This is a genomic window from Cypionkella sp. (assembly GCF_030652235.1).
Lineage (GTDB): Bacteria > Pseudomonadota > Alphaproteobacteria > Rhodobacterales > Rhodobacteraceae > Cypionkella.
In genome coordinates this window covers 32,721-52,467 of sequence record NZ_JAUSBA010000024.1, presented here as the reverse complement: position 1 = coordinate 52,467, position 19,747 = coordinate 32,721, and the positions used below count along the sequence as shown (strand labels likewise).

Below are 19,747 nucleotides of genomic sequence, written 5' to 3'. Positions count from 1 at the left end.
CGGATGAGCGGGATGGTGGCGACCGGGGTGCTGGTGTTTCTGGCGGTATTTACCGTGGCGTTTGTTTGGATGGCGGGGTGAGTTGATGCAAACCGACAGGCCACAGCTAACATTATTGGGGAGTGTCTGATGGATTTGATGATGGGTCTTTCCGCTATCAAGCAGACGCTGGACATAACAAAAGAGCTTAGAAGCATTGATGATAAGATAGTTGTCGCTGAGTTTAAGCTGAGAATTTCAGATATTGTTGATAGGCTACTTGATGCAAAACAGGCGCTCATCGAAGCCCCAGAGCGAGAGTTAGAGCTTCGAAATGAAGTGTCGGAATTGCGTTCTGCACAGGTTTTGAGGGCGAAACTTCAGGACGAAAACGGCCTTCTCTACGAAATTGGTGCAGATGGAGAACACGCGGGTGAACCATACTGTAATCTATGCTTCGTAACTCAAAACTCGCTGATCAGATTGCGTCACCACGCCGCCAAGGCTGGAGGCGACGCCCATTATCAATGCGATAACTGCAAGACGCGCATCACAACTGGTCCTGCACTTCCATTTCCGACAATTTCTAGGCGTGCAAAACAATGGCCATGACCCTCCACTTCACCAACGCCCGTCTGATCAACCCGGAGTCCGGCACCGATGAGATCGGTTCTTTGACCGTCGACAACGGTGTGATTGTGGCCCTCGACGGCGATGCGCCTGCGGGGGCGACGGAGGTCGATTGCGGCGGGCATTGTCTGGCTCCGGGCATCGTCGATATCGGCGTCAAGATTGGCGAACCCGGCGAGCGGCATAAGGAATCGTTCCGCTCGGCGGGGTTGGCGGCGTCAGCCGGGGGGATCACCACGATGGTGGTGCGGCCCGATACCACGCCCTCGATCGACACGCCGGAGGTGTTGGAGTTTGTGACCCGGCGCGCGGGCGAGGCGCGGGTGCGGATCAGGCATATGGCGGCGCTGACCAAGGGGCGCGCGGGGCATGAGATGACCGAGATCGGGTTTCTGCTGGATGCCGGGGCGGTGGCGTTTACCGATGTGTTCAAGGTCTCGACCGATACCAAGGCGTTAAGCCGGGCGTATACCTATGCGCGGTCTTTGGGGGCTTTGGTGATCGGGCATCCGCAAGAGCCGGGGCTTTCAGTTGGGGCGGCTGCGACCAGCGGTAAATTCGCCAGTTTGCGCGGGTTGCCGGGGGTTTCACCAATGGCGGAGCGGATTGGGCTCGACCGTGATCTGGGCCTCGTTGAGATGACCAGGGTGCGCTATCACGCCGATCAGATCACCACCGCGCGCAGTTTGCCTGCGCTGGAGCGCGCCAAGGCCAATGGGTTTGATGTGACGGCAGGGGTGTCTATCCACCATCTGACATTGAACGAGATTGATGTCGGCGACTACCGCACGTTCTTCAAGTTCACCCCGCCGCTGCGCTCGGAAGAAGACCGGATGGCGCTGGTGCAGGCGGTGGCCGAGGGGCTGATCGACGTGATCGGCTCGTTCCATACGCCTGCGGATGAGGAGAGCAAGCGATTGCCGTTTGAGGAGGCGGCGAGCGGGGCGGTGGGGTTGGAGACTCTGCTGCCTGCGGCGCTGCGGCTGTATCATGCGGGGCAGTTGGATTTGCCGACTTTGTTCCGGGCGTTGTCGTTGAACCCCGCGAAACGGCTGGGGTTGCCGCAGGGGCGGCTGGCGGTGGGCGCACCTGCGGATCTGGTGTTGTTCGACCCCTATGCGCCATATCTGCTGGACCGGTTCACATTGCACTCGAAATCCAAGAACACGCCGTTTGACGGCTGCCGGATGGAGGGTAAGGTGCTGGCAACTTATGTCGCGGGCCAAGCGGTTTATCAGGGGTAAGACATGCCAGAGATTACATCTGCGCCTTTGCTGTTGGGGCTGGTGGCCGTGCTGGCTTACCTGCTGGGGTCAGTGCCGTTTGGCGTGGTGATCACTAGGGCGCTGGGTTTGGGCGATTTGCGCAGCATTGGCTCGGGGAATATTGGCGCGACCAATGTGCTGCGGACGGGGAATAAAGGCGCGGCGCTGGCGACCTTGCTGCTGGATGCCGCGAAGGGTGGCGTTGCGGTGCTGATCGCGCGGTATGCGGTGGGCGAGGATGCAGCACAACTGGCGGGGCTCGCGGCGTTTCTGGGGCATTTGTTCCCGGTCTGGCTGGGGTTCAGGGGCGGCAAGGGGGTGGCTACATTCCTTGGCACGCTGCTGGCGCTGGCCTGGCCAGTGGGGCTGGCGGCCTGTGCGACTTGGGCGGCGGCAGCGGCTGTTTGGCGGATATCTTCGTTGGCGGCATTGGTGGCGGCGGCTTTGTCGGGGTTTTGGCTGTTCATCTTCGATCAGGGCCACATGCTGGTGCTGGTGTTTATCCTGACCGTGCTGATCTATGCCAAGCACTGGCCAAATTTGCTGCGGCTGAAGGCTGGGACCGAGCCGAAGATTGGTGCGAAGAAGGCCTAAGGGATTTGCTCTTTCTGAAATACTCCAGCCGGAGGCATCCGGCATAAATGCAGGCAGCCTCCGGCCGGGCATTCTGGCCAGTGTGGAAGTTAAAGGCTCGACGCCTCATAGATTGGTGTCAGGGCTTTGCCCCAGGCGCCGTTGTACAGATCCAGCCAGCGGTCGGCTTGGGTCTTCTCGGTGGCGAGGTTTTGCACCAGCGGGGCGAGGTAGCGCTGCTCATCAAGGCCACGGGCAGCGAGGCCTGCGTGCGACAGGCCGACAGCAGCGCGGGCGAGGTCTAGCAGTTTGATGCCATTGGCTTCGGCTTGCAGGGCGCTGACAGAGGCGTTGACGCGCAGGGTTTCGCGGGTCTCGGTATCAAAACCTTTGACCAAATCCCATGCGGCGTCCAATGCAGCGTCGTCATACATCAGGCCGACCCAGAAGGCGGGCAGCGCGTCAATATGGGCTTGATCGCCGCAATCGGCCCCGCGCATTTCGATGTATTTCTTGACACGGGCTTCGGGGAAAACCGTTGTCATATGGTCGGCCCAATCGGACAGCGTTGGTTTTTCACCGGGCAGGGCTGGGAGTTCGCCTTTCAGGAAGGCGCGGAAGCTCTGGCCCAAGGCGTTGATATATTTGCCGTCACGGTAGACGAAATACATCGGCGCATCCAAGACCCAGTCTACATATTGCTGGAAGCCGAAACCTTGATCGAAGGCGAAGGGCAGCATGCCGGTGCGGGCGTTGTCCAAGCCGCGCCAGATGCGGCTGCGCCATGATTTATGGCCGTTGGGCTTGCCATCGAAGAATGGGCTAGAGGCGAACAGCGCGGTGGCGACGGGCTGCAAGGCAATGGCGACGCGCAGCTTTTTCACCATATCTGCCTCGGACGCGTAGTCGAGGTTCACTTGCACTGTGCAGGTGCGATACATCATCTGGGTGCCGTGGGTGCCGACGCGGCCCATATAGTCGGTCATCAGGCGGTAGCGGCCTTTTGGCATCACGGGCATCGTCGTCGCGGACCATTCGGGGGCAGCACCAATTCCCATGAACTTGATGCCGAGGGGGTCTGCGATGGCGCGGACCTCATCGAGGTGGTTTTGCAGCTCCGCCGCACCTTGGTGCAGGTTTTCCAGCGGTGCGCCGGAGAGTTCAAACTGCCCACCGGGTTCCAGCGAGATGTTCGCGCCCGCGCGGGTCATGCCGATCACGTTGTCGGCCTCGGCCACGGGCATCCAGCCAAAGCTTTGCAGGCCAGCGAACAAAGCCGAAATCGAGCGGTCGCCAGCATAGGGCAGCGGCGCGCGGCTGTCAGTCAGCCAGCCGAATTTCTCGTGCTCGGTGCCAATGCGCCAATCGGCTTTTGGTTTGCTGCCAGACTCCATCATCTCTGCAAGCTGCGAAAAATCTTCGATGGGGCCGCCGCCGGACTGGGGAATCGACATGGGGCAGGGCCCTTTCGCGTTGGAAATTTCAGGATGCAACAGGTGGAGCGGAGCCGTGCCTAAGTCAAGAGAGGCTGCGCAGCGTTACAATTGCTTCACGATCCGGGCAACACCCCGCGACCGGGGCGATACCAGATGGTTTTTGTCTCGGCGGCGAGGGAAAGCGTGGTGCTGCCAGTGCTGGGTTTGGCATCAAGGGCGGCGACAAGGGCAAGGGTGTTCATGCCGGGCAGGCTGGCGAAGGCGTCGAACAATTTCTCCGCACCGGTGGCATCGATCGGGATCAGCAGGGCTTGGCCATCGGCTTGTTTCAAGCGCCAGACTCGGCGACCACGTAAGCTGAGCAGGCGCAGCTCGGTCAGTTCGGGAATTGAGACATAGCCGCCGGTTTGGGGGCCGAGATAACCGATCTGGCCCTCATCGACTTCGACAATGCCGGGAGCCTCGACGGTTTGGGCAAAGCGCAGGCGGCGCAGCGCGAGAAGGCCCCAAGCCACGCCAAATGCGCCGATGGCGGTGCCTAACGGGGTGAGCAGGTAGCCACCTAATAGGATCAGCCAGAGGCCGAAGCCTAAGATGGCAGCGGCCCAGATCACTTCGGAGAAGCGGTGCAGCAGGGCGCGGAATTCGGGGCGGATCATGCCCAATCGCCCAGGGCAGCTTGCCACAGGGTCAGGGCGGCGACGGCGGCGGTGTCGGCGCGCAGGATGCGAGGGCCGAGGGCAGTGGGATGGATTTGCGGCAGGGCACGCAGGCGCTGCTGTTCGTCTGCCGAAAAGCCGCCTTCGGGGCCTATAAGGATGGCCCATTTTTCGCCACGGGAGCCACTTAGGGCGGGGGCTTGGCCGACCATCGCCTCGTCACACCACAGCAGTTTGCGGTCGGTGGGGAAGGTGGTGAGGAATTTGTCGAGGGAGGTCAGGTCGCTGACTTCGGGGACTGATGTGGCACCGCATTGCTCGGCGGCCTCAAGCGCGTGGGCTTGCAGGCGGTCTTGCCGGATGCGTTCGGCATTGGTGTGGCGGGTTTGCACCGGGATGATGCGGGCAGCACCCAGTTCGGTGGCTTTTTCGACGATGAAATCGGTGCGGGCTTTTTTGATCGGTGCGAAGGCAAGCCAAAGGTCGGGCGGCAGGCGCAGGGGGGCGGTTTGTTCCGTGCAAATCAGGATGCCACCGCGCTTGCCAGCCTCGGCCACTTCGGCGCGCCATTCGCCATTGCAGCCATTGAACAGCGAGACGGCAGCGCCACGCGCAAGGCGCATGACGTTGAACAGGTAGTGGGCCTGATCGGCATCGACGGCCACGGCTTGCCCCTGTGCCAAAGCCTGATCTACATAGAGGCGGATTTTTGCATCTGTCATGCCGGGGAATCTATGTCTGAGTTTGCGGAAATGCCAGAGGCGAGCGTCGCGGATGCGTCGAAAGACAACTGGGTGGATCGCTTTGCGCCGCAGGTGGCGCGGCCCTATCTGCGATTGAGCCGTGCAGATCGCCCGATTGGGACATGGCTTTTGCTGATCCCGTGCTGGTGGGGGATTGCGCTGGCGGGGCTTTCGGATGGCTTTCAGCTGTGGGATCTGTGGCTGGCGGTGTCTTGTGCGCTGGGCGCGTTTCTGATGCGCGGGGCGGGGTGTACTTGGAACGACATTGCCGACCGTGAAATTGACGCGAGCGTGGCGCGGACGCGCAGCAGACCTTTGCCGTCGGGGGCGGTGACGGTGAAGGGCGCGCTGGTGTGGATGGCGGTGCAGGCGGCTTTGGCTGCGGTTATCCTATTCAGCTACAACTGGTTGGCGATTGGGTTGGGCGTGGCGTCACTGGCGCTGGTGCTGATTTATCCGTTTGCCAAGCGGTTCACGTGGTGGCCGCAGGCGTTTCTGGGGTTGGCGTTCAACTGGGGCGCGGTGCTGCTTTACGCGGCCCATGCGGGCGAAGTGCAGTTGCCTGCGGTGTTGCTGTATGGCGCGGGGATCGCTTGGACGCTGTTTTATGACACGATTTATGCGCATCAGGACCGCGAGGATGATGCGCTGATCGGGGTGAAATCGACGGCGCGGCTGTTTGGCGATAGCTCGCGGGTCTGGCTGCGCGGGTTCTTGGTCGTGGCGGTGATTTTGATGGCGGGCGCGGTGATCACCATCCCGATTCCCCCCAGCAAAGTGCTGGCGTTGATTTTGGCGTTGGCGGGCGTTTGGGGCTTTGGCTGGCATATGGTGTGGCAACTGCGCAGGCTGAATATCGACGATCCGGCGAATTGTCGGCGATTGTTTTTATCCAACCGCGATGCGGGGCTTATTCCTGCGCTGTTTCTTGCCGTTGCGGTGTTCCTTTGATTGATCCGGGGGAATGCGCGCTTTATGCAGACCGGAACAGAGCAGCCTGCTGTGCTCCGGCTGGCTTTCTGAAAGACCGAGTTGAATGACCCCGTGGTGACATTGCCCAATTTCAGCCTTACCCAGCTTCCCGCGAAGTACCTTGCCCCCTGCGCCTTTGTTGCGGCGGGGGTGGTTTCGGTGCTGGTGGCTTGGGGGGCGGCTGTGCTGGTTGAGAATATTTCGGCCCGTGTGGTGAAATCCATGCTGCTGACCGAGGGCATCACTTTTGCCAGTGTCGCCCCGGATGGCTTGCAAATTCACCTCAGCGGCACAGCCCCGAATGAGGCGATGCGGTACAAGGTGGTTAATCTGGTTGGCGGGCTGATCGATTCGGCACGGATCCGCGACCGGCTTGAGGTGACCCCGGTTAAAGCCATCGAAGCGCCTCGGTTCTCGGTGGAAATGCTGCGCAATGATGATGGCATCCAGATGATCGGTTTGCTGCCGGAAAGCGATGCGTTGCAAAGCGTGAAGGATAGCGCGCAGGCGCTTTCCCCGGATATTCCACTGTCAGATATGCTAGAGACGGCGGCTTACCCTGCGCCTGAAGGCTGGGACGCGGCGCTGACTTATGGGTTGAACGCGCTGAGCATGTTGCCGCGGTCAAAAATATCGGTGGCGGCGGATCAGGTGGCAATCACCGCAATTGCCAGTTCAGAGGCTGAAAAGCGCAGCTTTGAGCAGCAGTTGAACAGCGCCAAGCCAGCGGGGCTGGCGGTGACGATTGAGATTTCTGCGCCGCGTCCGGTGCTGACTCCGTTCACGCTGCGCTTTGTGAAGGATGCCGAGGGCGCGCGGTTTGACGCATGTTCCGCCGATACCGAGGTGGCGCGGGCGAAGATTTTGGCGGCGGCAGGGGGTGCGGGGACTGTTGGGCGCAACAGTTGCACCATCGGGCTGGGCGTGCCGACGCCGCGCTGGGCCGATGCCACCATCGCCGGGATCAAGGCGGTGGCGCAGCTGCAAAGCGCGACCCTGACCTTCGCGGATGCCGATGTGACCCTGCTGGCAGGTGCGGATGTGCCGCAAGCGGATTTTGACCGGGTGGTGGGCGAACTGGGCGCGGCGCTGCCGGATGTGTTCTCGCTGAAAGCCACGCTGGAGAAGAAAGCGGTTGGCGGGGTTGTTGGCCCCGCTGAGTTCACTGCCAAGCTTGCGCCCGAGACGCATCGGTTGGAAATGCGCGGTCGCCTGACGGATGAGGTGCTGCGCAAGGCCGTGGATAGCTTTGCCAAGGCCGAGTTTGGCAGCAACACTTACCTTGCGACCCGGATGGACCCGGATCTGCCGACTGGCTGGCCCATGCGGGTTTTGGCGGGGTTGCAGGCATTGAGCGAGTTGGACAATGGCACGCTGCTGGTGCGGGCGGATACGGTGGAGCTGAAGGGCATCACCGGATCGCAATCCGCCAAGGTGCGGATCTCGCAGATTCTTTCCGAAAAGCTGGGGCAGGGCCAGACCTTTAAGGTCGATGTGAAATATGACAAGGCGCTAGACCCGTTGGCTGGGATTCCAACGCCTGAGGAATGTGCGCAGGACGTTGATGATGTGGTGGCGCGGCAGAAGATCACCTTCACGCCAGGGTCAGCCGAGATCGACGCCGCGGCGAGCGGTGTGATGAAATCGCTGGCGGATGTGCTGAAATCCTGTCCCGGCGTGAAGCTGGAAGTGGCGGGTTATACCGATTCCCAAGGCTCGGATGGGGGCAACCTTGCGTTGTCGCAGGCGCGGGCGGAAACCGTGGTGCTGGCTTTGCTGGGGCGGCAGATTGATGTGTCGGGGATGGTGGCGCGCGGCTATGGCGAGGCGGATCCATTGGCTGACAATGGCACGGATGCCGGGCGTGAGGCCAATCGGCGGATTGAATTTCGGTTGATTGGGACTTTGAGGCCCGCCTCACCGGATGCGGGCAAGGCGGCGGCGACGGCGGCGCAGGGCTCGGATGCGGCACAGGGTGCTGCCATGGCCGCGCAGGAGGGGCCAGATTTTTCGGGCGATACCAGCCCCTCGGTGGCACCGCTGGAAAAAACCATCGCGCCGAAGCCACGGCCGAAGAAGTCAGAATGATGATGGGGGCACGCCTATGAACCGCACCGAATTTATCGCGGCCACCGCCGTCATCCTGCTGTTGGCCTTCGCGGCGGGCTGGTTCACTTATTGGCTGCTGCACCGTTTTACCCGGGTGGCGGGTGGCGATATGGCCGAAATGGACCGGATGGCGCAATCTTTGCACGAGGCGGAGGAGATGCGCGATCAGGCGATTGTTTACCTCGAAAGCCGTGAGGGCGAGTTGATGAACCAGATCGCCCAGACTGAAGCCGAATTGCGCGCTGCGATGGAGGGGTTGCGCGATGCGCGGCACGAGGCTGAAGAAATGCGCGCTTATATCGAGCGGATGCACGCGAATAGTTGAGCCGGCTTCGACGACAACCTTTGCCTCCAACGCCTCACCGCCCCGAGCTTGATCCGGGGCGGCGAGGTTCTACAGGGGTGTTGCGTTCACAGATCGCCCAAGCAGGTTTGCATCAGGGGCGAAGACGGGTCTTCCAGTGCGTTGATCACGTTGAAGTGGTGGGCGCCGGGATCGATCGTCCAAGGGCAGTTCCAGTTTTCGGATAGAGTGCGGGCTTGCCACAGGAAGGCGGGGCGCTCGGCGCTGCCGACCCAGATATGGGCTTGGGTGGTCAGGGCGTGGCGGGCGGGACTTTCTGCCGCGATTTCGGGCGGGTCGAGGCGCAGGTTGGTTTGCATCTCGGTTTGCGACAACGGCTCCAACTCGGCCAATGGCGAGATTGGCACAATGCGGGTGAGGCGGGCTCGCAGGGCGGGGCTACAATCGGGGTTGCCCATGCGGGCAGCGAGGTGGCCGCCTGCGGAATGGCCGGTGATCACCAACGGGCCTGCGACTTCGGCGCAGGCGGCGGTGATGGCCTGGTCAACTTCGGCGGTGATTTGGGCGATGCGGGCCTCGGGCGCGAGGCTGTAGCCGGGCAGCGCACAGGCCCAGCCTTGGGCCAAGGCACCGGCGGCGAGGTGGGACCAGAGGCTCTTATCGGTTTCCAGCCAGTAGCCGCCGTGGATGAACACCATCAGGCCTTTCGGCGTGGTTTCGGGCAAGAACAGATCGAAGCGGTTGCGCGGGGCGGGGCCGTAGGGAAGGTCAAGTCGTGCGCGCGGGCCGAGGGTGTCGCGGAATTGTGCGGCTTTTTGCGCCCAGAGTGCGGGCATCGCCTCGGACCCCGGAATGAAAGCGCCGTTTAGGTATTCGCGGGTCATGTCCATCGGGATCACTCCAGTTTGCCGCCAGCTTTAGGTCCAACATTGGTGGAGGATGTGGACTTTTATGTCCAGAGCGGGCAAGCAGGGGCAACCCGTGCTAATGGAGGCCCCCATGCTCGATTCCGTGACCGATCTGCGTTCTTTGTTGAAAGACGCAAGCCTGCTGCCGAATAAGGCCTATGTGGCGGGGCAGTGGATTGAGGCCGCCGATGGCGCGACATTCGCCGTGACCAACCCGGCGCGCGGCGATGTGATTGCTCATGTGCCGGATTTGACTCGTGCGGATGCGGCGCGTGCGATTGCGGCGGCGGACATTGCCCGTAAGGAATGGGCGGCGCGCACCGGCAAAGAGCGCGCGCAGGTGATGCGCAAGTGGTTTGATCTGTGCATGGCGGCGCAGGAAGATCTGGCGACGATTTTGACGGCAGAGATGGGAAAACCGCTGGCCGAGGCCAAGGGCGAGATTGCTTATGGGTCGGCCTATATCGAATGGTTCGGCGAAGAGGCCAAGCGCACTTACGGCCAGATCATCCCTGGCCATATGCGTGACAAGCGGATTTCGGTGCTGAAACAGCCGATCGGGGTTTGTGCCTCGATCACGCCGTGGAACTTTCCGAATGCGATGATTGCGCGCAAAGTGGCCCCGGCTTTGGCTGCTGGTTGCGGGTTTGTGGCGCGGCCTGCGGCGGAAACTCCGTTGTCGGCGATTGCATTGGCGGTGTTGGCGGAACGGGCCGGGGTGCCTGCGGGGGTGTTCTCGGTGATCACGTCTTCGCGGTCGTCTGAGATTGGCAAGGAGTTCTGCGAGAACCCGGCGATCCGCAAGATCACCTTTACCGGGTCGACCGAAGTGGGGCGGATTTTGCTGCGTCAGGCGGCGGAGCAAGTGCTGAAATGCTCGATGGAATTGGGTGGCAACGCGCCGTTCATCGTGTTTGACGACGCCGATCTGGATGCGGCGGTTGAGGGCGCGATGGTGTCGAAATTCCGCAACAACGGGCAAACTTGCGTCTGCGCCAACCGGATTTATGTGCAGGCGGGGGTGTATGACGCTTTTGCCGAAAAGCTGGCGGCGGCGGTTGGCAAGCTGGCGATTGGCGATGGCTTGACGGCGGGTGTAACCACCGGGCCGCTGATCAACGAAGATGCGGTTGAGAAGGTTGAAGAACATATCGCCGATGTGCTGGCGGGTGGCGGTAAGGTGTTGACGGGCGGTAAGCGGCACACTTTGGGCGGCACGTTCTTTCAGCCGACCGTGGTGACGGGGGTGACCAAGGATATGAAGGTTGCCAACGAGGAAACCTTTGGGCCGCTGGCACCTTTGTTCAAGTTTGACACCGAGGAAGAAGTGATCCGCCGCGCCAATGATACGATCTTTGGTCTGGCCAGCTACTTCTATGCCAAGGACATTGGCCGCATCACCCGTGTGCAGGAGCAGTTGGAATACGGCATGGTTGGGGTGAACACCGGGCTGATTTCCAACGAAATGGCACCGTTTGGTGGCGTAAAGCAGTCGGGTCTGGGCCGCGAAGGTTCGAGCCACGGCATCGACGATTATATGGAACTGAAATACGTCTGTTTGTCGGTTTGATCCGCTTAGACGACCACTGAGATGAGAAACGGCGCCGGGCAACCTGCGCCGTTTTGTTTACCCGCCCACCGCCCGGTTCGCGCCCGCGCTACCAAAGCCGCCGCGCGATTGGACTTGGGTTTTGGTCATCGGGGCCAAGCCTTTTGTCACCGGGGCTTTGTTGAACGCGCTGGCATTGATCGTGCCGCCGCTGTTGAGATTGCCGATCCGGGTGCCGCCATCTGGCGTGGCAAAACCGCCGCCCGATGTGCGCACCACCGGCTGCGACATCACCCGACCGCCGCCCAAAGCCTGCCCGATCATGTAGCCCATCAGCAGTGGCATGAAGACCGAACCGCCACCGCTGTTGGTCGCCGCTGCGTCGCCGCCGCACGCCCCCGCGCCATGCTCTGCCTCACACAGCTCTCGGCTTTCGTAGCGCGGCGCGGTTTCCTCGTGCAGCTTTTGCGCCTCGGCGAAGGCGGTGTCGCAATCGGCTGCTGAAAACCAGCCGTCAGGGCTGGCTGCGGCCAAACAGCTTGCCTTGTCGGCAAAGGCGCTGGCTTCGGTTTTTTCCTCGGTGCAGCCGGCGATCCCGAAGGCGGCGGCCCCAAGCAAGGCGAGTGCAACATGACGTGAGCGTTTCATCGCCTTACCCCTCAATAAAATGCGGCTTGAACCGCGACAAATCTTGCGTGATCCGGCTGCGATCTTCGCGCAGGCCCATGCCGACGCAGACCTCTCCAACCATCCACGCGCCGATCACCGGGCGCATATCGGCAAATATGGGCAGCGGGTGGTAGGCTTGGACGATCTTGGGGTGCTGGTCGTAGTCACGTGCGGTGGCGGATTCTAGCACGGTGCCATCTTGATGGATCGTCACCGACTGGCCTTCGCGTGAGAAGATCGGCTTGGTGACATAGCCTTGTGCCAGCAGATCGGGCGCGCGGCCCAAAGCGGCTTCATCCTCGAAATAGGCGGGCAGCAGGTTAGGGTGGCCTTCAAACATCTGCCACAGTACGGGCAGAATCGCTTTGTTCGACAGGATTGCCTTCCACGCGGGTTCGATGAAACGACAGCCTGAGGCCGCGATCTTGTCGGCAAACGGATCGCGCAGCAGGTCTTCCCAAGGGTAAAGTTTGAACAGCGCGCCGATCACCCGGTCTTCGGCATCGGTGAACTGGCCGTCCGGGCTGATGCCGATTTTGTCGAGATCGGTGTAATGCGCGCCCAAACCTGCCTCACGCGCGGCCCAAGCCATGGTTTCCACCGTGGCGTAATCTTCTGGTGCATCCGCTATGGCGGCGAAATGGATGTCGGTGTCGGGGGCAAACATCTCGGCCAGACGGGCAACCAAAGCCTCGTGCACGCTGTTGAACTGATCCGCGCCTTGCGGCAACACCCGTGCGGCCAGTTGTTGTTCAAACCACAGCCACTGGAAGGATGCGCTTTCATACAGCGAAGTCGGCGTGTCGGCGTTGTATTCCAGCAGCTTGGCCGGGCCGTTGCCATCATAGGCCAGATCGAAACGGCCATATAATTCCGGCTCGGCATCGTGCCAGCTTTGCGCCACCAGATCCCAATGCGCGCGCGGAATATCCATCCGCTGCATCAGGCTTTCTGATGCGATCACCTGTGCCACAGCCTCACGGCACATCGCATGCAGGGCTGTGCTGGGGTCTTCGATGTCATTTTCGATCTGGGCCAAGGTGAAACTATAGGCCGAGGTTTCATCCCAATAGGGTTCGCCATACATATCGGCGAAGGTGAAACCAAGCTTTTCGGCCTCAGTGCGCCAGTCGGGGCGTTCGGGCAAGGTTATACGGTGCAAGGGCTACTCCAGAAGGTTGTGGCAGATATCGGGTCTGGTCTGCGGCAAAGCAAGGCCCTTCTGTCGGGTCTGTCGAGGTGGATGTCGGGGATGGCAGCGACAAACCTAAGGCAAGCGCCAAACTGTGCCCCGACCCAAACAGGAGAATTCCCATGCAAAGCGTCACCAAACTTGCCTCAACCGAGGGGCTTGAGCCGTCAACCGCTGATCTGGATGGCTGGACTGTCACCGAAGGCAGCCCGAAAATGAAGACTTGGGCGCTGCACACTTCGGCTGCGGGCGACATGGTTTCCGGCATCTGGGAATGTACGGTTGGCAGCTATCATGCGACCTACACGGCTTACGAATATGTCGTGCTGATCGCGGGCAAGATCACCATCACGCCGGATGGCGGCACGCCGGTGACCGTCAAGGCGGGCGATTCTTTCGTGGTGGAGCCAACTTTCAAGGGTATTTGGAAAATCGAAGAAAACGTCCGCAAGCATTTCGATTTCCGTATCAAATAAACCATTTGCGGCGGGGTGCGTGCTGCATCCCGCTGCAAGCACCGCATTGTTATCGCCTATCAAGGCAACGATTTTGCTTATCGCGCGTTCAATCCACATGTTGCTCTCATCGGCCCACCGAGGCTGCTCTCGCCGGCCAACAACGTGAAAGGATATGACATGCTGCCCGCTGTCTCAAACATCAAACGGAACACCATCGCCGCATTGCTTGCCCTTGCGGTTGCTTTGCCTGCAGCCCCTGCATTGGCTTGGGGCCAACGCGAGCAAGATGTGCTGAAAGGCGCTGCTGGCGTCATTCTGTTGCAAGGCATCATCCGCGAAACCAAGCCGAACAAGAAGCACTATGAGCCACGTCACGAGCCTCGTTATGAACCACGCTATGAACAGCCGCGCTATCAGCAGTACCAACCACGCTATGAACCGCGTTATGAGCCGCAGCGCGTCTCGGTCTACAGCACCGCCGCCGCACGGGCGTTCAACAATTATTCGTGGTCCGAGCGTCGGCTGATCCAGCGCCGCCTGTCGGCCTATGGCTACTATCGCGGTGGCATCGACGGCTCGTTTGGTCCCGGCACTTACAACGCTGTGGTCGCCTATGCCAACGCCCAAGGCCAGACCCGGCAGTTGGCTTCGACCAATAGTGCTTATGGTGTCTATGACGGGCTGATCTATTGATCTGTTTCGGAGCGCATGCCTGAAAATCCATCCCCGCGGGGAATGACTTGTGGTTTTTGGCGATTTTATCTGCAGATTTCCACAACATGTTGTGATGATTTGCTCTTTAAGCGGTTTGGCGCGTCCGATGTTTCGGGCGCGCTTTTATTTTGCATGATTGCCAAGGATTGCCGGATAGCCTGCGTCTGAATAAAGTTATGCTGATGGAAACCCCGGATGAGATCCTTGCGACGGCTGCCGCTGGCGGTGATCGCAGCGCCTTTACGGCGCTGGTGGAGCGGCATTACGACCGAATCTATGGGCTTGCCTATCGGTTGATCGGACGGCAGGCCGAGGCGCAAGATCTGGCGCAGGACATTTGCGCGGCCTTGCCCGTGAAGTTGCGGCATTGGCGTGGCGAGGCACGGTTTACCACTTGGCTTTACCGGGTGGTGATGAACGCCGCCCACGACTTGCGCCGGCGTCAGGCCACGCACGCCAAGGCCGCAAGTGGCTGGGGTGATTGGGAAATTGCGCGGCAGGATGAGATTAAAGTGCAGGCCGAGGCACAGGATTGGCTGGCGCAGGCAATGGCGCGGTTGTCGGTTGAGTTGCGCGATACCGTGGCTTTGGTGTTGGGCGAAGAGATGACTCAGGCCGAGGCGGGCGCGGTGTTGGGGATTTCTGAAGGCACGGTGGCTTGGCGGATGTCCGAGGTGAAAAAACGCCTGCGCACGATGGCGGCGGAGGATGCAAGATGAGCAATGAATTTGATGCCCTGAAGGCTGCGCTGCGCGCGGTGCCGCCGCCTGATGCCAATGCGAAAGCGGCGGCGATGCGGTTGGCTGTGGAAAATTTTGATCGGCTCCAAGGATCGACGGAGGCTGCGCGTCCTATGCCAGACCGCCCTGTGAGGGCGGGTCTTTTGCAAAAGGGTCTCGCCATGTTGAACGCTTTAAAGATGAAACCTGTTCTTGCCGCTACCACTTCGGTTGCCGCCCTGCTGGTGGGGTTTGTGGTGATTTTGCCGCTGTCGGGCAAGGGGCCGATGCAGGAGGCGCAGAACGGCTTGCAGGTGCCTGTGCCGCCGGAAGTCGCAGTCAAAACTGCGCCTGCACAATCGCTGCCGACTGAGCCCGCAAAGCCCTTGGCTGAGATGAAACCTGCGGCAGTGCAACTCGCAACCGATGCTCTGGCCAAGACCGAAGCAGAGGCTCCGGCGCAGTCGATGGCAGATGCCTCGTCCGAGGTGGCGGGTCTGACCGGGCCTATGACGGAGGCCGCTCCAGCGCCGATGGCGAAAGCCCGCGCGGGCGCTGCGATGGACCAAGCCGTTGAAAGCTATGCGGCCCCCGCTGGCAGTGTCGCCGATATGCCGGTGATGGCGCCCGCGCCCATCCCGATGGAAAACACCGAAACCTTCGCCACTGCTGACGCCAATCCGGTGAAGGTGACGGAGGAGGAGCCGGTTTCGACCTTTTCGATTGATGTGGATACGGCATCTTATGCGACGGTGCGATCCAGTTTGAACGCGGGGTTTTTGCCCGATCCGCCTGCGGTGCGGATTGAGGAGATGGTGAATTATTTCCCCTATGCCTATCCGAAACCGGAAGGTGATCAAGCATTTCGGCCCACCATTACCGTGATGCCAACGCCGTGGAACCCGAACACGCGGTTGGTGAATATCGCCATTCAGGGTGCGGTGCCGTTGGTGGAACATCGGCCTGCGTTGAATTTGGTTTTCTTGGTGGACACCTCGGGGTCGATGGAGGATGCCAACAAGCTGCCGCTGTTGAAGCAGTCTTTGGGGCTGATGTTGGGGCAGTTGCGGGCGGAAGATCAGGTGGCGATTGTGGCTTACGCGGGAAGTGCGGGCGAAGTTTTGCCGCCGACCAAGGCGAGCGATACGGCGACGATCCTGGCGGCGTTGGATCAACTTTCGGCGGGGGGATCGACTGCGGGCGCGCAGGGGTTGGAGCTGGCCTATCAGGTGGCGGAAAGTATGGCTGCCAAGGGCGAGGTTTCTCGAGTGCTGTTGGCGACCGATGGCGATTTCAACGTCGGCATTGATGACCCAGAGGCGTTGAAAACCTACATCGCCAAGAAGCGCGAAAACGGGGCGTATCTGTCGGTCTTAGGTTTTGGGCGCGGCAATCTGGATGATGCGACGATGCAGGCACTGGCGCAAAACGGCAATGGCACAGCGTCTTACATCGACACGCTGAATGAGGCGCGCAAGGTGTTGGTTGATCAGTTGACCGGGGCGCTGTATCCGATTGCGGATAATGTGAAAATTCAGGTGGAATGGAACCCGGCAGAGGTCGCGGAATATCGGTTGATTGGCTATGAAACCCGCGCTTTGGCGCGTGAAGATTTCAACAATGACAAGGTGGATGCCGGCGATATTGGTGCGGGCACGGCGGTGACAGCGATTTATGAGGTGACGGCGCCGGGGAGTGCGGCTTTGAGGAATGATCCGTTGCGCTATGGTTCGGCTAAGGCGCCGGAAGGGTCCAGTGAGTTGGGTTATCTGCGGCTGCGGTCGGTGGCACCGGGGGGCAAGGACAGCACCTTGCAGGAAACTCCGATTGTGCCGGGGATGCCGGTGACGGATGAAACCCGTTTTGCCGCCGCGATTGCGGGGTTTGGCCAGTTGCTGACCGATGCCAAATATCTGGGCGACTGGGGCTGGGATCAGGCGATTGATCTGGCCCTCGCCTCACGCGGGGCGGATGAGTTTGGCTATCGGATTGAGGCGGTAAACCTTATGCGCACTGCCAAGGTTCTGTCTCGCTAAAGCAGGCGCATTAATCCGCCAGCGCGCGGTCCAGATCCTCGATCAGATCGCGCGCATCTTCCAAACCGACCGACAGGCGGAACACGCCTTCGCCGGCAAAGCGTTTGTAATCGGCAAGGCTTTCGCCTGTCATGCGGTAGGTCGAGGCCATAATATCATCGGTGCCGATATGGACGCAGATGCTGCGCTGATGGCCCAGCGAGAAGGCGTAGTGCATCACCCGGAACCGCGCGGCCATCTTTTGCGCCACCGCTTCGGGATCGGCGGTTTGGAAGGTGATCATGCCGCCGGGTAGCGTCATTTGGCGGTTGGCAAGGGCGTGTTGCGGGTGGCTGGCAAGGCCGGGGTAGGTGACGGCCAGCACTTTTGGGTGTGCCTCAAGATGGTTTGCCAGTTGCATGGCGTTTTCCGAAGCGGTGCGCAGGCGGGGGAACAAAGTGTCGATGCCGCGCAGGATCAGCCAAGCGTTTTGCGCTGATAAAGCCGCCCCGAGATAAACCCCGGAAGAGGCGCGGATGCGCGAGATCAGCTCTTTGCGGCCAATCACGGCGCCGCCTAAGGCATCGCCATGGCCGTTCATGAACTTGGTTAACGAATGGATCACCAGATCCATGCCATGGGTCAGCGGTTGCGTGATCACCGGGGTGGCAAGGGTGCTGTCTACCGAGGTCAGCACGCCTGCGGCGCGGCCGATCTTGGCCAGCGCGGAAAGATCCGTCAACCGAAGTAAGGGGTTACAGGGGCTTTCGGCATGGATCAGTTTGGTGTTCGGGCGCAGAGCTGCTTTCAGCGCGTCGAGGTTTGAGAGGTTCACGGGCGTGACCTCAATGCCAAAACCGGGTAGAATCCGGGTGGCGAGTTCGTAAGCCCCGGCATAACAGACGTCAGAAATGATCAGATGGTCGCCGGATTTCAGCAGCGCCAAGAAGGTGGCGGCGATTGCGGCGACCCCGGTGGCGGTGGCAAGCGCATCCTCGGCGCCTTCCAGACTGCACAGGCGACGTTCCAGGTCGCGGACGGTCGGATTGGTCCAGCGGGCGTAAAGGTAGGGCAGGTCGGTCAGATCGCCGATGCCATCAGCGGAAAACGCCGAGCCGCCGGGGGTGAAGACGTTGTTCACCGACATCGAAATTCCCGGCGCAATCGCTCCGGTGATCGGGTCGGGGCGCAGGCCGCCATCCAGCGCGCGGGTGGCGGGGTGCATCGGGTGCGCGGTTTCAACAGCCGTGATTTGCTTGGGGGGAAGGTGGGTTTTCATCTGCTCTCCATACGGCTGGTCGCGGCTGTGGCCAAGAGTATCGCAGAGCCTGGGCTAAAGCAAAAGGCCCGGCGCTGGGCCGGGCCTTTTGGGTTGGTGTGGTGTTTAGGCGTTGGCGGTTTCGACCTGTGCCTCAACCGCTTTCGTCTCAACATCGACGCGGCGACCGATTTCGATTCGGCGCGGTTTCAGCGCCTCGGGGATTTCGCGCACGAGGTCGATGTGCAGCATACCGTGTTCGTGGCCGGCCCCGGTGACGCGGACATGATCGGCCAAAGCAAAACGGCGATCAAAGGCACGGGTGGCGATGCCACGGTGCAGATAAGCGCGGCTTTCGGCCTCGGGCGCTTTGCGGGCGGTGACGTGCAGCGCACCGTCCTTCACCTCTACCGACAGCTCATCGGGCGAGAACCCGGCGACGGCGATCGAGATGCGATAGGCATCTTCAGCAGTTTTCTCAATGTTATACGGGGGATAAGTGGGCTGGGCTACGTCGGCGGTCAATGCCCGGTCGACCAGATCGGCGATACGGTCAAAGCCAACGGTGGCGCGGTAGAGCGGAGCAAAATCAAAATTGCGCATAGTCATCCTCTTTCAAGCGATGGCCGTCTTGCGACGGCGCGGAAGCCTTCCCAGACGGGCAAGGCGATTGAAGCCCCCGAAGCCCGATTGCGGCACCTTGGGGACTACGCTGATTTGGGAAGCGCCTTGGCGGGTTTCAAGACCCATCCAGAGTCGTGGAATCAGGGTTTGATGAATTTCGCGCCACTGGCTTTGCCACCCGAAAGGGTGTTGACCTTGGTGCCTGCGACCGAAACCGCCCGGCCTTCCTTCGCCAGTTCTGCCATCACCACAGCCAAAGGGGCTTCTAGCGTGGTGCCAAGCGAAACCTTTTTGCCATCCGATTCAGCCTTGGCCGAAACCACCGAGACAATCTGTGGCACGCCGTTTTTCACCGTGAAAATCGGCGCACCGGAGGAGCCGAAATCCACATCGCACGACAGCACCAGCACTTTGTCCGAGCCATCAATCACATGGCACATCTGTTGCAGCGAAGGCGCTTCAGCGCGATCCTGCGCGTAGGACACCACGCCCACCTCATCGCCGACGGAGGGCGGCGACGTGGGGCTGATCGGCTGGATTGAAGGTAAGCGGATCGGCTGATCGAGTTCCAGCACAGCTACATCAAAGGCGGTGCGATCTAGATCATCCGCGCCAGAATAGGCGTAATCGGGATGCGCGACGGCGCGGGCCACGTTGCGATAAGCCTCGGCGCGGCCATTGCGCAGACCAGCAAGGAAATGGATGTCGCGGGCGTCAATCCGCGCCCCGGTTTCTTTGTCGAACAGGCAGTGGGCGGCTGTCAGCACCAGATCGGGGGCGATCAGGGTGCCGGTGCAAAAGCCACGGTCGCCAAGGTTCAGCCGCCCAACCGCGTTCCAACCCTTTGAATCATTGGCAGTTTGCAGGCTGACAAGCGGGGATTCCTGTGCGCTTATGGGGAGGCTGGCAAGGCAAAGCAGGGCAATCAGGGCAAGGCGCATGGGTTCTCCGGTCTGGTCGCCCGATCTAGC

General features: G+C 61.0%; 20 protein-coding genes. 11 read left to right on the top strand and 9 right to left on the bottom strand.

Features of this window, described 5'->3' with window-relative positions:
* Positions 1–129: 129 nt before the first annotated feature.
* From Q7V03_RS06940 to plsY, 3 genes are read left to right on the top strand one after another with little or no spacing between them, the layout of a single operon-like run.
* Positions 130–591: a hypothetical protein gene (locus Q7V03_RS06940; protein WP_304924875.1), complete on the top strand. Its 462-nt coding sequence runs from the start codon at positions 130–132 to the stop codon at positions 589–591.
* Complete coding sequence (gene pyrC / locus Q7V03_RS06935) at positions 588–1,853, top strand: dihydroorotase (RefSeq protein ID WP_304924982.1); 1,266 nt, start codon at positions 588–590, stop codon at positions 1,851–1,853. The genes Q7V03_RS06940 and pyrC overlap by 4 nt, the downstream gene beginning before the upstream one ends.
* A gap of 3 nt (positions 1,854–1,856) precedes the next feature.
* On the top strand, positions 1,857–2,468 hold the full coding sequence (gene plsY / locus Q7V03_RS06930; RefSeq protein ID WP_304924874.1) for a glycerol-3-phosphate 1-O-acyltransferase PlsY: 612 nt from the start codon (positions 1,857–1,859) through the stop codon (positions 2,466–2,468).
* 89 nt (positions 2,469–2,557) lie between these two features.
* Here plsY and Q7V03_RS06925 read toward each other — a convergent pair whose 3' ends face one another.
* From Q7V03_RS06925 to Q7V03_RS06915, 3 genes are all read right to left on the bottom strand, one after another.
* Positions 2,558–3,901 (bottom strand): glutamate--cysteine ligase, encoded by a 1,344-nt coding sequence (locus tag Q7V03_RS06925; RefSeq protein WP_304924873.1) that lies wholly within the window; start codon positions 3,899–3,901, stop codon positions 2,558–2,560.
* Between the two features lie 95 nt (positions 3,902–3,996).
* Positions 3,997–4,542 (bottom strand): hypothetical protein, encoded by a 546-nt coding sequence (locus Q7V03_RS06920; protein WP_304924872.1) that lies wholly within the window; start codon positions 4,540–4,542, stop codon positions 3,997–3,999.
* Positions 4,539–5,264 carry a 16S rRNA (uracil(1498)-N(3))-methyltransferase gene (locus Q7V03_RS06915; RefSeq protein ID WP_304924871.1) on the bottom strand — a complete coding sequence of 242 codons (726 nt, stop codon included), beginning with the start codon at positions 5,262–5,264 and terminating at the stop codon, positions 4,539–4,541. The genes Q7V03_RS06920 and Q7V03_RS06915 overlap by 4 nt, the downstream gene beginning before the upstream one ends.
* 12 nt (positions 5,265–5,276) lie before the next feature.
* Between Q7V03_RS06915 and ubiA the strand changes: the two genes are divergently transcribed.
* The 3 genes from ubiA (at position 5,277) to Q7V03_RS06900 (ending at position 8,691) form a co-directional block, all read left to right on the top strand.
* Complete coding sequence (gene ubiA / locus Q7V03_RS06910; protein ID WP_304924870.1) at positions 5,277–6,236, top strand: 4-hydroxybenzoate octaprenyltransferase; 960 nt, start codon at positions 5,277–5,279, stop codon at positions 6,234–6,236.
* Positions 6,237–6,332: 96 nt separating this feature from the next.
* On the top strand, positions 6,333–8,345 hold the full coding sequence (locus Q7V03_RS06905) for an OmpA family protein (RefSeq protein ID WP_304924869.1): 2,013 nt from the start codon (positions 6,333–6,335) through the stop codon (positions 8,343–8,345).
* 16 nt (positions 8,346–8,361) lie between these two features.
* Positions 8,362–8,691, top strand: a complete 330-nt coding sequence (locus Q7V03_RS06900) for a hypothetical protein (protein ID WP_304924868.1) — start codon at positions 8,362–8,364, stop codon at positions 8,689–8,691.
* 86 nt (positions 8,692–8,777) lie between these two features.
* Here Q7V03_RS06900 and Q7V03_RS06895 read toward each other — a convergent pair whose 3' ends face one another.
* The gene (locus tag Q7V03_RS06895) at positions 8,778–9,560 is read right to left on the bottom strand and encodes an alpha/beta hydrolase (RefSeq protein ID WP_304924867.1); all 783 of its coding nucleotides are present in this window, start codon (positions 9,558–9,560) and stop codon (positions 8,778–8,780) included.
* Positions 9,561–9,669: 109 nt separating this feature from the next.
* On the opposite strand from Q7V03_RS06895, the gene Q7V03_RS06890 reads away from it, so the two are divergent.
* Positions 9,670–11,148 (top strand): NAD-dependent succinate-semialdehyde dehydrogenase, encoded by a 1,479-nt coding sequence (locus Q7V03_RS06890; RefSeq protein WP_304924866.1) that lies wholly within the window; start codon positions 9,670–9,672, stop codon positions 11,146–11,148.
* A 57-nt stretch (positions 11,149–11,205) separates the two neighbouring features.
* Here the strand turns inward: Q7V03_RS06890 and Q7V03_RS06885 are convergent, their stop codons facing one another.
* Both Q7V03_RS06885 and Q7V03_RS06880 read right to left on the bottom strand, forming a co-directional pair.
* Entirely contained in the window at positions 11,206–11,775 is a 570-nt protein-coding gene (locus Q7V03_RS06885; protein WP_304924865.1) for a DUF1190 domain-containing protein, read from the bottom strand.
* A 4-nt stretch (positions 11,776–11,779) separates the two neighbouring features.
* Positions 11,780–12,958 (bottom strand): glutathionylspermidine synthase family protein, encoded by a 1,179-nt coding sequence (locus Q7V03_RS06880; RefSeq protein ID WP_304924864.1) that lies wholly within the window; start codon positions 12,956–12,958, stop codon positions 11,780–11,782.
* Between the two features lie 152 nt (positions 12,959–13,110).
* Between Q7V03_RS06880 and Q7V03_RS06875 the strand changes: the two genes are divergently transcribed.
* The 4 genes from Q7V03_RS06875 (at position 13,111) to Q7V03_RS06860 (ending at position 16,915) form a co-directional block, all read left to right on the top strand.
* Positions 13,111–13,464: a cupin domain-containing protein gene (locus Q7V03_RS06875; protein ID WP_304924863.1), complete on the top strand. Its 354-nt coding sequence runs from the start codon at positions 13,111–13,113 to the stop codon at positions 13,462–13,464.
* Between the two features lie 159 nt (positions 13,465–13,623).
* Complete coding sequence (locus Q7V03_RS06870) at positions 13,624–14,139, top strand: peptidoglycan-binding domain-containing protein (RefSeq protein ID WP_304924862.1); 516 nt, start codon at positions 13,624–13,626, stop codon at positions 14,137–14,139.
* A gap of 203 nt (positions 14,140–14,342) precedes the next feature.
* The gene (locus Q7V03_RS06865) at positions 14,343–14,879 is read left to right on the top strand and encodes an RNA polymerase sigma factor (RefSeq protein ID WP_304924981.1); all 537 of its coding nucleotides are present in this window, start codon (positions 14,343–14,345) and stop codon (positions 14,877–14,879) included.
* Positions 14,876–16,915, top strand: a complete 2,040-nt coding sequence (locus Q7V03_RS06860) for a VWA domain-containing protein (protein ID WP_304924861.1) — start codon at positions 14,876–14,878, stop codon at positions 16,913–16,915. The genes Q7V03_RS06865 and Q7V03_RS06860 overlap by 4 nt, the downstream gene beginning before the upstream one ends.
* Positions 16,916–16,925: 10 nt before the next feature.
* Here Q7V03_RS06860 and Q7V03_RS06855 read toward each other — a convergent pair whose 3' ends face one another.
* From Q7V03_RS06855 to Q7V03_RS06845, 3 genes are all read right to left on the bottom strand, one after another.
* On the bottom strand, positions 16,926–18,173 hold the full coding sequence (locus Q7V03_RS06855; protein ID WP_304924860.1) for a PLP-dependent aspartate aminotransferase family protein: 1,248 nt from the start codon (positions 18,171–18,173) through the stop codon (positions 16,926–16,928).
* Positions 18,174–18,278: 105 nt separating this feature from the next.
* Positions 18,279–18,755, bottom strand: a complete 477-nt coding sequence (locus Q7V03_RS06850) for an Hsp20 family protein (protein WP_304924859.1) — start codon at positions 18,753–18,755, stop codon at positions 18,279–18,281.
* Positions 18,756–18,916: 161 nt separating this feature from the next.
* A complete protein-coding gene (locus Q7V03_RS06845; RefSeq protein ID WP_304924858.1) occupies positions 18,917–19,717 on the bottom strand; it encodes a serine protease in 801 nt (266 codons plus the stop codon).
* Positions 19,718–19,747: the final 30 nt, after the last annotated feature.

What these genes read in the sequence shown, in the direction of transcription:
- Q7V03_RS06940 (WP_304924875.1), top strand. Translation starts at nt 130, where the DNA reads ATGGATTTGATGATGGGTCTTTCCGCTATCAAGCAGACGCTGGACATA.
- pyrC (WP_304924982.1), top strand. Translation starts at nt 588, where the DNA reads ATGACCCTCCACTTCACCAACGCCCGTCTGATCAACCCGGAGTCCGGC.
- plsY (WP_304924874.1), top strand. Translation starts at nt 1,857, where the DNA reads ATGCCAGAGATTACATCTGCGCCTTTGCTGTTGGGGCTGGTGGCCGTG.
- Q7V03_RS06925 (WP_304924873.1), bottom strand. Translation starts at nt 3,901, where the DNA reads ATGTCGATTCCCCAGTCCGGCGGCGGCCCCATCGAAGATTTTTCGCAG.
- Q7V03_RS06920 (WP_304924872.1), bottom strand. Translation starts at nt 4,542, where the DNA reads ATGATCCGCCCCGAATTCCGCGCCCTGCTGCACCGCTTCTCCGAAGTG.
- Q7V03_RS06915 (WP_304924871.1), bottom strand. Translation starts at nt 5,264, where the DNA reads ATGACAGATGCAAAAATCCGCCTCTATGTAGATCAGGCTTTGGCACAG.
- ubiA (WP_304924870.1), top strand. Translation starts at nt 5,277, where the DNA reads ATGTCTGAGTTTGCGGAAATGCCAGAGGCGAGCGTCGCGGATGCGTCG.
- Q7V03_RS06900 (WP_304924868.1), top strand. Translation starts at nt 8,362, where the DNA reads ATGAACCGCACCGAATTTATCGCGGCCACCGCCGTCATCCTGCTGTTG.
- Q7V03_RS06895 (WP_304924867.1), bottom strand. Translation starts at nt 9,560, where the DNA reads ATGGACATGACCCGCGAATACCTAAACGGCGCTTTCATTCCGGGGTCC.
- Q7V03_RS06890 (WP_304924866.1), top strand. Translation starts at nt 9,670, where the DNA reads ATGCTCGATTCCGTGACCGATCTGCGTTCTTTGTTGAAAGACGCAAGC.
- Q7V03_RS06885 (WP_304924865.1), bottom strand. Translation starts at nt 11,775, where the DNA reads ATGAAACGCTCACGTCATGTTGCACTCGCCTTGCTTGGGGCCGCCGCC.
- Q7V03_RS06875 (WP_304924863.1), top strand. Translation starts at nt 13,111, where the DNA reads ATGCAAAGCGTCACCAAACTTGCCTCAACCGAGGGGCTTGAGCCGTCA.
- Q7V03_RS06870 (WP_304924862.1), top strand. Translation starts at nt 13,624, where the DNA reads ATGCTGCCCGCTGTCTCAAACATCAAACGGAACACCATCGCCGCATTG.
- Q7V03_RS06865 (WP_304924981.1), top strand. Translation starts at nt 14,343, where the DNA reads ATGGAAACCCCGGATGAGATCCTTGCGACGGCTGCCGCTGGCGGTGAT.
- Q7V03_RS06860 (WP_304924861.1), top strand. Translation starts at nt 14,876, where the DNA reads ATGAGCAATGAATTTGATGCCCTGAAGGCTGCGCTGCGCGCGGTGCCG.
- Q7V03_RS06855 (WP_304924860.1), bottom strand. Translation starts at nt 18,173, where the DNA reads ATGAAAACCCACCTTCCCCCCAAGCAAATCACGGCTGTTGAAACCGCG.
- Q7V03_RS06850 (WP_304924859.1), bottom strand. Translation starts at nt 18,755, where the DNA reads ATGCGCAATTTTGATTTTGCTCCGCTCTACCGCGCCACCGTTGGCTTT.
- Q7V03_RS06845 (WP_304924858.1), bottom strand. Translation starts at nt 19,717, where the DNA reads ATGCGCCTTGCCCTGATTGCCCTGCTTTGCCTTGCCAGCCTCCCCATA.